At 39.6% G+C, this 14,583-nt stretch carries 15 protein-coding genes; 5 read left to right on the plus strand and 10 right to left on the minus strand.

Annotation, left to right across the window (positions count from 1 at the left end):
• Positions 1 to 287: 287 nt before the first annotated feature.
• Both CAP51_RS02870 and baeS read right to left on the minus strand, forming a co-directional pair.
• A complete protein-coding gene (locus CAP51_RS02870; protein WP_087619238.1) occupies positions 288 to 974 on the minus strand; it encodes a response regulator in 687 nt (228 codons plus the stop codon).
• Positions 971 to 2,611 carry a sensor histidine kinase efflux regulator BaeS gene (gene baeS, locus CAP51_RS02875; protein WP_087619239.1) on the minus strand — a complete coding sequence of 547 codons (1,641 nt, stop codon included), beginning with the start codon at positions 2,609 to 2,611 and terminating at the stop codon, positions 971 to 973. The genes CAP51_RS02870 and baeS overlap by 4 nt, the downstream gene beginning before the upstream one ends.
• A gap of 156 nt (positions 2,612 to 2,767) precedes the next feature.
• Here baeS and CAP51_RS02880 point away from each other — a divergent pair, with 156 nt between their 5' ends.
• The 4 genes from CAP51_RS02880 to CAP51_RS02895 all read left to right on the plus strand — a co-directional run bounded on the left by CAP51_RS02880 (position 2,768) and on the right by CAP51_RS02895 (position 7,918).
• The gene (locus CAP51_RS02880; protein WP_087619240.1) at positions 2,768 to 3,172 is read left to right on the plus strand and encodes a hypothetical protein; all 405 of its coding nucleotides are present in this window, start codon (positions 2,768 to 2,770) and stop codon (positions 3,170 to 3,172) included.
• Positions 3,173 to 3,557: 385 nt separating this feature from the next.
• Complete coding sequence (locus CAP51_RS02885) at positions 3,558 to 5,360, plus strand: acyl-CoA dehydrogenase C-terminal domain-containing protein (RefSeq protein ID WP_087619241.1); 1,803 nt, start codon at positions 3,558 to 3,560, stop codon at positions 5,358 to 5,360.
• Between the two features lie 136 nt (positions 5,361 to 5,496).
• Positions 5,497 to 7,278, plus strand: coding sequence for an acyl-CoA dehydrogenase C-terminal domain-containing protein (locus tag CAP51_RS02890; RefSeq protein WP_087619242.1), 1,782 nt, complete (start codon positions 5,497 to 5,499; stop codon positions 7,276 to 7,278).
• Between the two features lie 148 nt (positions 7,279 to 7,426).
• A complete protein-coding gene (locus tag CAP51_RS02895; RefSeq protein WP_087619243.1) occupies positions 7,427 to 7,918 on the plus strand; it encodes a phosphate-starvation-inducible protein PsiE in 492 nt (163 codons plus the stop codon).
• A 76-nt stretch (positions 7,919 to 7,994) separates the two neighbouring features.
• On the opposite strand, the gene CAP51_RS02900 is transcribed toward CAP51_RS02895, so the two are convergent.
• A complete protein-coding gene (locus tag CAP51_RS02900) occupies positions 7,995 to 8,405 on the minus strand; it encodes an RcnB family protein (RefSeq protein ID WP_087619244.1) in 411 nt (136 codons plus the stop codon).
• A gap of 352 nt (positions 8,406 to 8,757) precedes the next feature.
• On the opposite strand from CAP51_RS02900, the gene CAP51_RS02905 reads away from it, so the two are divergent.
• Complete coding sequence (locus CAP51_RS02905; protein WP_087619245.1) at positions 8,758 to 9,204, plus strand: hypothetical protein; 447 nt, start codon at positions 8,758 to 8,760, stop codon at positions 9,202 to 9,204.
• A gap of 26 nt (positions 9,205 to 9,230) precedes the next feature.
• Here the strand turns inward: CAP51_RS02905 and CAP51_RS02910 are convergent, their stop codons facing one another.
• From CAP51_RS02910 to CAP51_RS02940, 7 genes are all read right to left on the minus strand, one after another.
• The gene (locus CAP51_RS02910) at positions 9,231 to 10,013 is read right to left on the minus strand and encodes a tRNA threonylcarbamoyladenosine dehydratase (RefSeq protein WP_087619246.1); all 783 of its coding nucleotides are present in this window, start codon (positions 10,011 to 10,013) and stop codon (positions 9,231 to 9,233) included.
• 70 nt (positions 10,014 to 10,083) lie between these two features.
• Positions 10,084 to 10,533, minus strand: a complete 450-nt coding sequence (locus CAP51_RS02915; protein ID WP_087619247.1) for a hypothetical protein — start codon at positions 10,531 to 10,533, stop codon at positions 10,084 to 10,086.
• Positions 10,530 to 11,174, minus strand: coding sequence for an FMN-binding negative transcriptional regulator (locus tag CAP51_RS02920; RefSeq protein ID WP_087619248.1), 645 nt, complete (start codon positions 11,172 to 11,174; stop codon positions 10,530 to 10,532). Before CAP51_RS02920 ends, CAP51_RS02915 begins: the two co-directional genes overlap by 4 nt.
• A gap of 89 nt (positions 11,175 to 11,263) precedes the next feature.
• Entirely contained in the window at positions 11,264 to 11,662 is a 399-nt protein-coding gene (locus CAP51_RS02925; protein WP_087619249.1) for a hypothetical protein, read from the minus strand.
• Between the two features lie 10 nt (positions 11,663 to 11,672).
• Complete coding sequence (locus CAP51_RS02930) at positions 11,673 to 12,491, minus strand: TatD family hydrolase (RefSeq protein ID WP_087619250.1); 819 nt, start codon at positions 12,489 to 12,491, stop codon at positions 11,673 to 11,675.
• A 4-nt stretch (positions 12,492 to 12,495) separates the two neighbouring features.
• Positions 12,496 to 13,572: an RsiV family protein gene (locus CAP51_RS02935; protein WP_087619251.1), complete on the minus strand. Its 1,077-nt coding sequence runs from the start codon at positions 13,570 to 13,572 to the stop codon at positions 12,496 to 12,498.
• A gap of 117 nt (positions 13,573 to 13,689) precedes the next feature.
• Positions 13,690 to 14,511: a hypothetical protein gene (locus tag CAP51_RS02940; protein ID WP_087619252.1), complete on the minus strand. Its 822-nt coding sequence runs from the start codon at positions 14,509 to 14,511 to the stop codon at positions 13,690 to 13,692.
• Positions 14,512 to 14,583 lie beyond the last annotated feature (72 nt).

Consider the following 14,583-nt stretch of genomic DNA (forward strand, 5'->3'; position numbering starts at 1 on the left):
ACTCATGTTGCTAAACCTCGTATAAAAAGCCATAACTTTGTCTTTAATTAAAATTAACAGATTGATTTTTATTATGTGTGTTGATCAATACAGCATTATGTCAAATTAATTTAATAACTTACATAAAATGTTAAGACGTATAATCTTTATGTAGCCGGGTTTTGCCTGCATATCAATGTGATTTTCTACATCTCATCATGATCGACAGATAAAAACCCGGATTTTTACGTAACTTCTTTTAACTTCTCGCTTTAACACGATGAATACATAGGAATCAATAATTTAAATTATGCATCTGGATACTCAAAACGATAGCCTACGCCATACACTGCCTGAATCCATTCATGTCGATTACCGGTTTCCGCCGCATCAGAAATTTTACGACGTAAATTCTTGATATGACTATCAATGACTCGGTCTGCAACTTCATAACTGTCCGGATTAATATGATCAAGCAGTTGAGCACGTGAATAGACATGACCCAAATGTTCCAAAAATAATTCCAGTAGACGAAATTCTGTCGGTGTCAAATTCAAGGTTTTTTGCTTATACCAAATACGTTGCTGAGCTTTATCAATACGAAATAGATCATTGGTTTCAGGTTCTGCTTTACGCTCTAAACGACGTAATACTGCCTGTACCCGTGCCACCAACTCTTTGGGACTAAATGGCTTACAGATATAATCATCTGCGCCCATGTTCAGGCCCAATACCCGATCAATCTCTTCTGTACGAGCAGTAACCATGATAATTGGAAGATCGGACTGCTCACGGACTTTACGGCAAATGGTCAAGCCATCCATACGCGGCACCATCAAATCCAGAATCATCAGATTCGGTTTACGTTGTAAAAATGAATCATAAGCGGCCTGACCATCATGAAACACAGTGACTTCAAAACCAGCTGCTTCCAGATAGTCTTTAACCAGCTCTGCCAACTCCACTTCATCTTCCACCAACATGATATGTTTCATGTATTACTCTCCTGCGTATGTTCATCTTTTTGCTTATTTCGATTGAGTCGTACTGTACAGCGCAAACCACCCAGTGGTGAATGGGAAAACTGTAAATCTCCCCCTAAAATTTGTGCAATTTTTCTGGATAATGCCAAGCCCAGACCTGTTCCACCGGTACTACGGGTACGGGAATCATCAACACGGTAAAAGCGTTCGCCAAGCTGTTGCAATTGTTCATCACTTACACCGAGTGGGCTATCATCAATATTGACAATCCATTCGTTATCATTCATTTGACTATGAATCGCGATCGCTCCACCCTGTTCGGTATAACGCACACTATTACTCAGTAAATTTACAATAATTTGCCGAAAGCGATCCGGATCGGAAATCAGATTTACACCTTGCCCTTCGACAGAAACTTGTAATTTTTTCTGATCAAATTGCGGTTTAAAATTTTCTACCTCATGCAACACGATATCCCATGGATTGATTTGGGTTAGATAACATTTCAATTGTTGGGCATCTGCCTGTGCCAGATCTGCCAGATCAAGGGTGATCTTTTTCAGGGTCATAACCTGATTCATCATACGGGACAGATGTTCGGGTGTCGGTTGACGCACGCCATCCTGCATGGCTTCAATCTGTGCCTGTAAAACACTTAATGGCGTTTTAAGCTCGTGCGATGTATCGGCCACCCATTGTCGGCGAGATTGTTCATGCTGATCGAGGATCGCTGCCAACTGATTAATGACCTGAGATAAATCCCCCAGCTCATCATTACTTTTGACTTCAACATGATGACGATAATTGCCTTTACTCAATTCCTGTGCTGCATTTAACAACCGATGAATAGGTTTTCTAAATGATGCAGCCAGCCATAATGCGACAATTAAACTGACAACAATAGATACGCCATAAATCAGTAATAAATAACGTTGTTGGTTACTGAAAAAATTAATACTCAATGCATCATCAACATCCAGCGCAGGGCGTAATCCTAAATATCCCACCACTTTGCCATCAACCAATATCGTCTGAAGCGGAATTTCTGCTGATGAATCCCCTGTGACCAAATGCTTATTCTGATCATACAATGCCAGACGATTACCAAAGCCCAGCCGATCCGGTAATGGAATGAGCCAGCGACGGTTATTGTCCTTGGGTTGTTGCGACTGATTTGGGCCACGTTGTAAACCCAGTTGCTTTAACTGTGCTTCACTTAATTCAGGAGGCTGCGCAAAAGGATCAAAATGTGAAGGCACATAGGGTGTCAGATCAGTCTCTTGAGTGGACAATCTGGATTGAAATAATGCCGGATTTTTAATAATTTCACTTTGCTGCTGTGCAATATCGTATTGCCGACGCAACCAGCGCTGCGGAAAATGTGATTTATCCCGATCATCCAAACGATCCTGAATAGTTACAGCACTACTTTGAATGGCTGTATTCCAGTTCCCATATACCTGAAAAATTTCCGCAAGATTATTATTCAGATGTTCGAGTTTTTGCATCTCGACTTGCGTGACATAACGAGAAAAGTTCTTCTGCATTGTCCAATGTAATACCCCCAAACTTACAGTGGTAATTAACAATGTGGTCAATAATACGGCAAGAAACAATTTCAATGCGATTGGAATACGCCAGTGTTTCAAAGATTATCCTCTTTCTCGAGTTTGGTCTGGAATTTGTGCCTACATCATGATGTATTGTAACCAACAACGTCTAAAAACTCTCTACATTGTTTCTACATGTTTATTGCTTAATCTTTACAGCAACAAAAGAAGATTTGTTTTTTTGAGGAGTCAACAATGAATACTTGGGTAAAAGCATCTGTTATGTCTTTAACAATCCTGTCTGCAATTGGATTGAGTGCCTGCCAAAGCAGTGCGCCAGCAACCCCTGAAAAGCCCCATAAAAGCCTACAGCATCGCGCAGATGATTTGCGTAAGCCTTTTGATCGTGAAGGCAAACGTATGCATAAATTAACTGCTGAAGAACGTGCCAAATTTGAAAAAGACATGCAGGAACGTCGTGCCCAACGCGATGCAGACCGCAAAGCATTGCAACAAGCATGTGAAGGCAAAGCTGGACAAACTATCAGTGTAAAACTGGGTGAACAAACAATTGAAGGCAAATGTGAAATTCGTTTTCAACCCACCAAACCTGAACGTCCACAACCACCTGCTGCACCACAAAATGTACCAGCAGCGTAATAGCCTAAGCGTGTAAATTACTTGGTATTAAAAAAAGGGCAAAATGCCCTTTTTTTATATCAAAAATAATATAACACATTAATATTTAATCTATTTTTATTTATAAATTTTGCTATATCTGTCGGCAATACGACGATAAGCATACTAAAACGTAAAACAATTTTTCAAATCATATTTTAATCAAGACTTTTCTCTATTTTTCATTTACATTACTGAGAACTTGCATTTTCAAGCGCAGTTCTTTGACTTTACAGTCACGCGTAAAGCCCTCTTAACTCTTGTACAAGCGCATCAGATATTGCACGATTGGCACGACATTGCATGTATGCAAATTCAAATGAATTTAATTTAGGATCTGGTTTAACCAGTATTGAGGAACAAAAACATGCCACAATACAAAGCACCCTTACGTGATATGCAATTCGTTTTGCATGAATTATTAAATGCTGAAGAACATTATTCAAAATTACCCGTTTTTGCTGAAACCGTAAGTCGTGAACTGGTTGATCAATACTTAGAAACAGCTGCTGATTTCTGTGAAAATGAACTTTCACCATTAAATCAGATTGGTGATCGTGAAGGTTGTAAATGGGATGATGGTGTCGTCACCACACCAACCGGCTTTAAAGAAGCTTATCAAAAATATATCGAACTGGGTTTCCCTTCGCTTTCTGCCGAAGAACAATATGGTGGTCAGGGTTTGCCTAACTCTTTAGGTATTGCCATTTCTGAAATGGTCGGTACATCAAACTGGGCTTGGGGCATGTATCCAGGACTGTCACATGGTGCCGTGCGTACATTAGAGCATCATGGTTCTGAAGAACAGAAAAACGCATATTTGCCAAAATTGGTATCTGGCGAATGGACAGGCACAATGTGTCTGACCGAATCTCAAGCGGGTTCCGATCTGGGTATTATCCGTACCAAAGCAGAACCGAATGAAGATGGCAGCTTTGCGATTTCCGGTGAAAAAATCTTTATTTCTGCCGGCGAACATGACATGGCAGAAAACATTATCCATATCGTGTTGGCGCGTTTACCAGGTGCACCTAAAGGCACTAAAGGTATTTCCCTGTTTATCGTACCAAAATTCAACCTGACTGCTGATGGCGGTGTGGGTGAGCGTAATGCGGTGCGTTGTGGTTCGATTGAACACAAGATGGGTATCCATGGAAATGCAACCTGTGTGATTAACTTTGATCGTGCCAAAGGTTTCCTGATCGGACCTGAAAACCGTGGTTTAAACTGTATGTTCACATTTATGAACACAGCGCGTATCGGTACTGCGGTACAAGGTTTATCTGCATCTGAAAGCTCATTCCAGGGTGCTGTTGCCTATGCCAAAGAACGTCTAGCAATGCGTTCATTATCCGGACCAAAAGCACCAGAGAAAGAAGCTGATCCAATCATCGTGCATCCTGCTGTACGCAATATGCTATTGACACAAAAAGCCTTTGCTGAAGGTTCGCGTGCACTGGTTTATTTCTTGGCACAATTCTCAGATACAGTCGAGCATGGTGCAACGGAAGAAGAACGTAAATATGCCGATAATATTCTGTCTTTCCTTACCCCGATTGCCAAAGCATTCTTAACCGAAGCCGGTTCTGAATCTGCCAAGCATGGTGTACAGGTATTTGGTGGTCATGGCTTTATTTCAGAACATGGCATGGAACAGATTGTTCGTGATACCCGTATTTCCTGTTTATACGAAGGAACAACCGAAATTCAGGCACTGGATTTGTTAGGCCGTAAGGTTTTACAAACTCAGGGTGCATTGTTAAAAGACTTCACCAAGATTATTCATAAATTCTGTGAAGCCAACAAAGACAATGCCGATCAGAAAGAATTTGTTGAACCTCTTGCTGCACTCAATAAAGAGTGGGGTGAGTTGACCATGCAAATCGGCATGAAAGCCATGCAGAATCCTGATGAAGTGGGTGCCGCTGCGGTCGATTATCTGTACTATTCAGGTTATGTCACACTGGCATATTTCTGGGCAAGTATGGCGCTCAAAGCACAACAGAAACTGGCAGAAGGTTCAACCGAAACTGCATTCTATAATGCAAAAATCACCACTGCACGCTTCTACTTTAGTAAAATTTTACCGCGTGCCAAAGCACATGTTGCAATCATTGCATCAGGTGTAAGTCCATTGATGGCATTGGCTGCTGACGATTTCATTATCTAATCAATCGTTCCGGCAAATTCCATAAAACGAACTTGAGGCTGATGCAATGTTGTATCAGCCTTTTTAACAAAAAAATTAAACACAATGATGGTTTTAAGCATTATGCCAGACCTTTAACCAAGAATAGGGAACCCATATGCCAGTTTATAATGCACCGCTTGCAGATATGCGCTTTATTTTGAATGATGTATTTAAAGCAGAACAATTTTGGCAAGCCAATGAAAACCTTGCACATCTTGATGCAGCAACAGCCGAAGCCATTCTCGAAGAAATGGCAAAGTTTGCCCAGAATGTCACTTTACCACTCAATCGTAGCGGTGATGAAGAAGGCGCCAGAATTGAAAACGGTAATGTCTTTACCCCTGCCGGCTTTAAAGATGCATTTCGCCAATATGCCGAAGGTGGCTGGATTGGTCTAGGCGCAGATGAAGAATGGGGCGGTCAAGGCATGCCAAAAATGCTGACTGTTCTGTCTGATGAAATGTTGTTTGCCACCAATCCATCCTTCATGCTCTACCCGCTTTTATCAGTCGGTGCAGGTATGGCATTAAACAGCTATGCTTCACAGGAACAAAAAGAAACCTATTTGCCAAAAATCTATACTGGTGAATGGGCAGGTACCATGTGTCTAACCGAACCGCATGCCGGAACAGACTTGGGGATTATTAAAACCAAAGCTGAACGCAATGAAGATGGCAGCTACAGCATCACTGGTACAAAAATCTTTATTACCGGTGGCGATAATGATCTAGCCGAAAATATCATTCACCTTGTATTGGCAAAAACACCTGATGCACCTGCTGGTTCTCGTGGTATTTCTTTATTCATCGTACCGAAATTCCTGCTAAATGCAGATGGTACAGTGGGTGAACGCAATGCAGTCGGCCCGGGTTCAATTGAACATAAAATGGGGATCAAAGCCTCTGCTACTTGCGTCATGAATTTTGATGCAGCCAAAGGCTATCTGGTCGGTAAGGAGAATGAAGGTCTGGCAGCCATGTTCGTAATGATGAATTACGAGCGTTTGTCTATGGGTATTCAAGGACTTGGTGCATCGGAATTTGCCTATCAAAATGCTGCACAATATGCGACTGATCGTATTCAGGGACGCAGTGCAACAGGTGCCAAATCTCCGCAAAAAGCGGCAGATGCTATTTTGGTGCATGGCGATGTGCGTCGTATGTTGCTCAATGTACGTGCTAATAATGAAGCTTCACGTGCCTTTGCAGTCTATGTTGGTCAACAACTGGACATCACCAAGTTCTCAACTGATGCCGAAGCAGTGAAAAAAGCCAATGATCGTGTTGCCCTGCTCACCCCGATTGCCAAAGCCTATTTAACCGATACCGCCTTCCAAGCCACACTAGATGCACAAATGGTCTTTGGTGGACATGGCTATATTCGTGAATGGGGTATGGAACAATGTATCCGTGATTTACGTATCGCGCAAATCTACGAAGGGACCAACGGGGTACAATCACAGGATTTAATTGGTCGTAAAACCATTAAATGTGGTGGTGCTTTTATTACCGAATATATTGCAGAAATACGTGACGAAGTGAATGCACTTAGCTCGGATCTTAACTTTATCAAAGATGCGACACTAGATGCTGCAACCGAAGTTGAAGTGATTACCAGCTATATTCTCGAGCAAGCCAAAGAAGACCCCGACTATAGCAATGGTGTAGCTGTGGATTACCTGCATGCTGTCGGTTTACTCAGCTTTAGCTATATGTTTGCCAAAATTGCTACGGCTGCCAGTGAAAAAGAAGGCGAGTTCTATCAGAACAAACTTGCGCTGGCACGTTACTTTGTTGCCCGTATCTTGCCTGATCTAAAAGCACGCCTGATCCGTATCCAGACCAACAGCGATTTACTGATGGGTTTTGATGAAGATTACTTTACCAATCAGTCTTAATCTTTCAGAATTTTTCGAAATTGCTGACAAAACCTGCCCTCTAGTAGTGGCAGGTTTTTTTATATGTCCTAAATTTGGTCATGCAACTGGCATAAAAATCGCATAAAATGAATTTATCATATTTTCAACATGTTATCTTTAATCGATTATGGCGAACTTTAGTTTTAAAAAAATAGAATCCTTACTCGATAAGATTGGTCATTATCTGGTGGAAACTTTTCACTATTTAATGCTGGCTTTAATCGGTGCAATGATTATCTGGTCTGCGCTACACACCACACTTGATATCTTTACCGTCAAACAATTTGCTACCATAGACGATATCTTATTGCTGTTTATTTATCTTGAACTTGGTGCAATGGTCGGCATTTATTTTAAAACCAACCATATGCCGGTACGTTTTCTAATTTATGTGGCCATCACTGCCCTGACCCGTCTGTTGATTTCAAATATTCAACATGAACATAAAGCCGATATGGGATTATTAATCGTAACGGGTGCGATTTTACTGCTTGCTTTTGCTATCTTAATTGTACGTTTTGCCTCATGGAACTATCCATCTGTGGTGAGAGGTAAACAAACAGAACAGGAATTACCTGCCGGTAAAACACCGCGTCCGGAAGATGACGAACTTGCATAATACCGGATTCAATACATAAAAAAGATGCCGTGTTTTACACGGCATCTTTTTTTAAACAGCATTTCTGCACTGCACTCTATGAATTGATAAGAATACTTGCAATCACACCGGTAACCACAGAAACCAGTAAATAACGACCATCCACATCTACCCAGCGATAACCTTTCGGTGGTTGGCGTAAATTATGGGCATGCCAGTTCTTGACATAATAACGATCATTTTTCAAATAACGATCCGGCAAACGCTCACCACGTTTATAATGTGGTGCTGAAACCTGCATCGGACGTCCCTGATTCTGACGGTTAAAGTCGACACGCTGTCTATCTCCAGCAAATTGTGGACCACCATGGAAATCCTTGCCATGTTGCATGCTAGGAGGTGGCTGACGTTTATCGTTAGGTCGATCATTAAAATCACGTGCAAAGGCCGATGTCGCCACAGTAAAAGACAACAGGACACTTGTACTGATCAATGCAATTTTTTTCATCGGATAATCCTCTTTGTTTTCCTACTTGCACTGTAAGCCTTTATCAAGGGCAAATGATGAATAAAAAATGATAAGTTGCTAAGTGTTGTTAAAACTATGAATAAAAAATGAAATAAATAAAATATAATTTTTTTCAATATCTTAGGTTAAACAAAAAAACTTAATCTATCATTTCTCACCTGCTTCGCATTGCACATCTCTACTTAACCTCAAATGCTATAAAGAAAAAAATCATGCGCTATTTCATAAAGCTGCCTTTCGATCTATGCCTAACATAACGATCAGTCCCCCTCGTATTTCCATGCAAAACCCGTTACCATTTATGCAAATTTAATCAGGCAATATGATCAATATGAGTGGAATTAACTTTACTCGTCTTACCGAATTCTTTCATAAAGTTCCAAGTATTGGAAAACAAGGTTTAATTGCCCATGGCAATGATGGCGATCATGCATGGTGGATAAAATTTAAAATTGATGTTGAGCATCCTTTGGCATGGCAAACTGTTCAGGAATTGGGCCATGTGCTAAATTATCTCTCCACAGATGAACGCTTGCCGACGCAATTTTTCCCGGTTTCTCCTCCGCCTTATATGAATGGAGAAGCCAAAGATTTTCTAGCATGGGTGATTCAATGTAACCATGCCAATTTCTCACCGGATGTCATCTGTGACTGGCTGGAAGGTCGTTTACCTAATCCGGTTGAGGATGAATCACAATGGAAGATCAAAACTGATTTAAGCGAACTTGACAATTTAAGTGCAAAAGATCTGGATCAAATCATTCCACCGACGCATTAAGCAATATGCCTTCATTAAAGAAGGCATTATTTTTTGATCGTCAGTTTCTTTAATACTTCTGCAACTGCGACCATAGCAAAACTTGAAGTCACGACAACTGCCGAGCCATAACCACCACAACGTAACTTCGCACCGACATCAACTGTTTCACAAGTCGCGACATTGGAAAATGGATTATCCACTGAATAAACGCAGGTAATTCCGAATTTTTCTTTTGGTTTTTTACACATCCCTTTTGCCCTGAGCTGTGAACGCAATTTTGCCAGCATCGGATCCTGTTCGGTTCTGGATAAGTCGGCAACACGAATCTTTAATGGATCCAGCTTACCACCTGCACCACCCGAAACAATCAAAGGAATTTTATTAAAACGGCAATGTAGAATAAGCGCTAGTTTGGCTTTGACATCATCGATACAGTCTAAAATAACATCCGGACGATCCTGTAACAGCTCGGCAACATTGTCAGATGTTAAGAAATCATCAATTAAATTGACCTGAATATGAGGATTAATTTCCCTACAGCGCTGTGCCATCACTTCAATTTTGGCATGACCAAAAGTCGAGGTTAATGCCGGCAACTGACGATTTACATTAGAAGCAACAATCACATCCATATCAACCAGTGTCAGTTTTCCTACACCGGAACGTGCCAGTGCTTCAACCGCCCATGATCCCACGCCACCAATCCCAATCACCATGACATGGCTATTTTCAAAGGACTGGAAATGATCTTCACCATAGATTTTTGCTGCACCGGTAAAACGGCGGTCATAATCATCTTGGCTGGCTTGAGGTTGGGAATCAGTCATTCTAGCGTTTACAATAAAAGGATAAACGAATTATAAATCATAAGTCAGGTCAAACTAAAATCCTAACAGGTTATTTCTGCATAAAACCTATATTTTGAATCTGTAGATGGTGCATCAACTCTCGTACAAAAACAAAATAGGTAACAATGTTGATTTTATCCTGAGTGATGAGATGATTGTAATGTGGCAAATGGTCAATAAAATCATTAAAGGCATGTTCTAGTTCAGTTATGCTGATATTTTGTTTTGCATTAAAGAAAATATTACTGACCTGTCGCCCTAAAATATCATTTGTGGTGACATTTTCCTTAATCAACCTTAATTGCTTATTCGATTCTATAATATCTTCAATCTGCAAAATCAGACGTTCTATACCTGCTTCATCAATATCATCGGTAAAAATACTTTTTGCCTGAATATCTTTATATCCACAAGGCATTTCCAGAACAGTACCTTGCTTGTTGCTCAACAAAAGAACGTGGGGTTGTAAAGAAAATTCAAAAATAGGCGGTGTAATCATTTTATAGATTCATCCAAATTTTCTTTATCCCACTGTGACATACTTTCTGCCAAGGCAGTATGTCCATGTGCGTTTAATTCTTTGATGACATTTACAAAATCCTTTTTATCCCGATTTTGACTCAACTTGGATTTTGCCAGAACTCGCGTAATCTTGATTTCAAAAGCAATCAGATGTTCCATCATTTCATAAAGATAATCTTTGGGCGCATCCGACATTTTCCATGCAGCATCGCCATTGGTTTTTAACTCCTGAACTTTGGTTAATTGCCCGAGAGCTGCCAATTTAGATTTATTATCATGGTGAAAGATGATATTGCCATATACATGGACGACCTGATAATTCCATGTCGGTACTTTTTTATGATCTTCAAATTTACTTGGATAATAATTTGCTGAAATATATGCATCATCGCCTTTAAAAATACACAATACGTCCTGACCATCGGCAAGTAAATCCACCATGTCGTTTTCCAACGCCATGTGTCCAAGCAGGATTCCATTGTCTTTGGCAATTAAAGGAATGTGTACAGCAATCAATCCTTGCTCAGTATTTGCAACAATACATGCCAAAGGAAAAGTCTGTATGATTCTATTGATTTCTTCCGTTCTTATTTCTTTAAATTCTTTTGGAATATACATTTTTATCCTGATCCATGCTATTGATAAGACTATTATTTATGCAAAATAAAATATTAAAATTATTTGACCTTAGTTAGGTGTATCACCTCCTAATATGAATAATGTTTTACACATATTTTTATATTTTTTAAAGCAAAATTCAGACAACCATGATAAGCACATGGATCCGGTGAAAATCCATCATGAGCTAAAATAACTAAGAATTGTTTTGCTGCATTAATTTCATTTTCAGTAAGTGCATAAATAGTTTTTATTCCAAATACAGGATAAGTTTCTTCAGTTGGGGAGCACTCAAGATACCAATTTTGCTTACATTCTTGACAAATATAATAGTGATTTGAATAAGATAATTTAGGTTTAACATCATCAATTGGGCTATCTAGTAACAAATATTTAGGAAACTTTTCTTGAAAAACGTTATTACTAAAAAAATTTATGAAACTATCCATACATGCAAAACTATCTTCTACGTCCTGACATTGACACATAAATAATATCCTAATATTTTAAATCCAAGCACTGCACACTATTCTGCCATAATTTTTCTGCCAATATTTCCTTATCCACATTTAAGGCCGCACTTAAACCATCAAGGACATAAGGTAAATTCACCGGCGTATTACGTGTTCTAGTTTCAGTCGAAACTTGACAACATAAGGGCGTCATATCAGGGCAATCAGTTTCCAGCACTAGATCATCAATAGAAACACTTTTCACCACCTCATGTAAGCGTTTGGCATTAGGATTGGTGATCTGCCCTGTCACGCCAATTTTAAAACCCAATTTAATAAAAGCTTTGGCTTCTTCTACCCCACCACTAAAGGCATGAGCAATGCCGCCATTTTTAAATTTATGCTGTTTTAAAATCTGTAAAGTTTCACCATGCGACTTACGGATATGTAACAGCACTGGTTTATCAAACTGCTGGGCAAAAAACAGTTGTTCTGAAAAATAATCCGCCTGCAAGGCACGAATTTCCGGCGTTTTATGTTCCTTAATAAAACTATCCAGACCGATTTCACCAATGGCAATACATGGATGCTGTTTTAAAAATTGTTCCAAATCCAGTAAATGTTGCGTGGTATGTCGTTCAATATAAAAAGGATGCAAACCCGGTGCAAGATAACTTTGCGGCACATCCTCTAAAGATTTTAAAAATTGATCCGTTGCCAGCAAATCTGCAAAACGCGATTGTAAAAAGCCTATCAGAATCAAAGCTCTTACACCCACTTGATACGCTTGCTCTGCCAATTGCTGTCGATCGTGATCGAAATCTTCAACATCAAAATGCGTATGCGTATCAAACAGGCTGATCATCACATTATTTTTCCGTTGTTTTGGTGTTGATCTGTGCAGTAGATGTCTGCGCTATTTTATCTTTACCAGCTTCTACCGCAGCATCGGCCACTACAGGCAAATATTGGGGTTTGAGAATACCCTGTAATTTATCGTAAGGGATCACCAGACGAGGCAAGCCAACCGCATAAGGTCCAATATCATATTCACCATATTGTAAAATTAATCCATTGGAACTTAGGTAAAAGTTTTCCGACAAGGTAAATTTCCACAATTGTTGATAAGTTTTTAAATCCATGTCAGGCTGGGTTTCTTTAATCCATTGTTCAAATGCTGCATAGGCCAGATCATTAAAGGCTTTACGCTGACCATTTTGGATAATTTGATCCAGACTTAACAATGAATTACTGTCCAGTTCAAAATTCAGATATTGCTGTGCAGAGCTACCATGTGCACCACCGATATAATTACTGGCATTCATTACAACTGTGGTAATCGGGCCTTTAGGATTTAGCACTTGCGGTTTGACATAAAGACTTAATTGTGCCGAAGAACCCAGTGATTTGACCTCATCTGCTAGTTTAATAAATTTATTAACATAGCCCTGTAATTCACTATAATCTTGCTGTGGATTGGCTAGCTCGACATCGCTTTGCAAATTGCTGTGTGCATTTTTTTGCTCACTCATTTCAACAATGGGAGATGCCGTTTCTTTCGCCTTTGCAGTATTGTTTGCATTGCTATTGGTATTTTTATCTGCATTGCCATTACTGTCGATATCAAATCCTTGTACCAGATCTTTGACATAATTTAACAGATATTGATCCACCGCCTGATCAATTTTTGGATAATTACTTTTTAAATGTTGAAGCGAAATTTTTGGACATAGTTGACCATTGCACTCCGGTAGGGTCACCGGAACATTTTCAACCTTGGCTTGTAAGATAGGCGTTATTTCATTTTGTTCAGTTTCTAATGCAGTATTTTGTTCAATTTTTGCTTCTGGTTTTTTTTCGCAGCCAGCCAGAGTAAATACGATTGTGGCACCAAGCATGAGTAAGCCGATCTGATGTTTTACCGAGTTACTATGTATTGTTTTCATATAGATTTAACCTAAAAACTTTATAGCATGAATGCATGTGCATAGATTATCACTGATTCATTCTTTGCTTCGTTAAAGATTGTTTTTATTCGAATTGATAAGAAATATCTTGTATCATCAAAGTAAATGAAATTGCTGTAAATAATCTGCCGACACCCATTCTTTGGTCTGTTCCGGTGTCAAATAAATCACCAAATTTTTTGTGGTCTTTGTGCTTAAATCTGTCCCCCGATAATAAATTGCAATGCCCTGATCATCAAAAAACCAGTCCTGATTGGCCCAGTACAATTTTTCTGGTAACTGTTGCTGTTGTTGTACCGACCATTGCTGCTGCCAATCCTGATAATGCTGTTGAATAACATTTGTCAGAGCAGCACGATATTTAGGAGCAATGATGTCATATAGACGAATCATCTGCTGTTTTTTGCGATCTACGACAAAGAAATAATCCTGAGCCGGAACTTTCTCCTCACCAACATCATATTCCGCATTGATCTGTAATAAAGCAATTTCACCCTGCTGCGTTGCAACCCGAGGTTTGATATACAGGCTCCATGCTTTTTTAGATTGATTTTCAGCTTGTGCCCGCCATTCATCCGACAGGGTTACAAATTGATTGACTGCTGCCTGCAAGCTCATTTTCTGTTTTAAGGCCAGTTTTTGCCGGATTAAATCGGCAATTTGCTGATCGGTAAACTGATTAAACCATTGATCCTGACTGTTAAAATCAAAGATCTCCACCTCTATACAATATTTTTTTTCACAAAAAGGCAAAGCATAATCAGCAATTTGGGGACTGGCAATCAAGATCGGATAACCCTGCTGTGCCTGTTGCTGCCGCAATTTTTGCTGATCCGAATCTTTTTCATCCGGTGTTTTTGAACAAGCCACACAACTCAACAATACGATGCATAGTACTGCTAATTTTGTCTTGCCCATCCTGTCTACCCCTTATCTATTAAAAAAACAAGCTGCTTCTATCTATGGATAAAAACAGCCCTAATTAAAATA

Origin of the sequence: Acinetobacter populi (assembly GCF_002174125.1) — a bacterium.
GTDB classification, from domain to species: Bacteria; Pseudomonadota; Gammaproteobacteria; order Pseudomonadales; family Moraxellaceae; genus Acinetobacter; species Acinetobacter populi.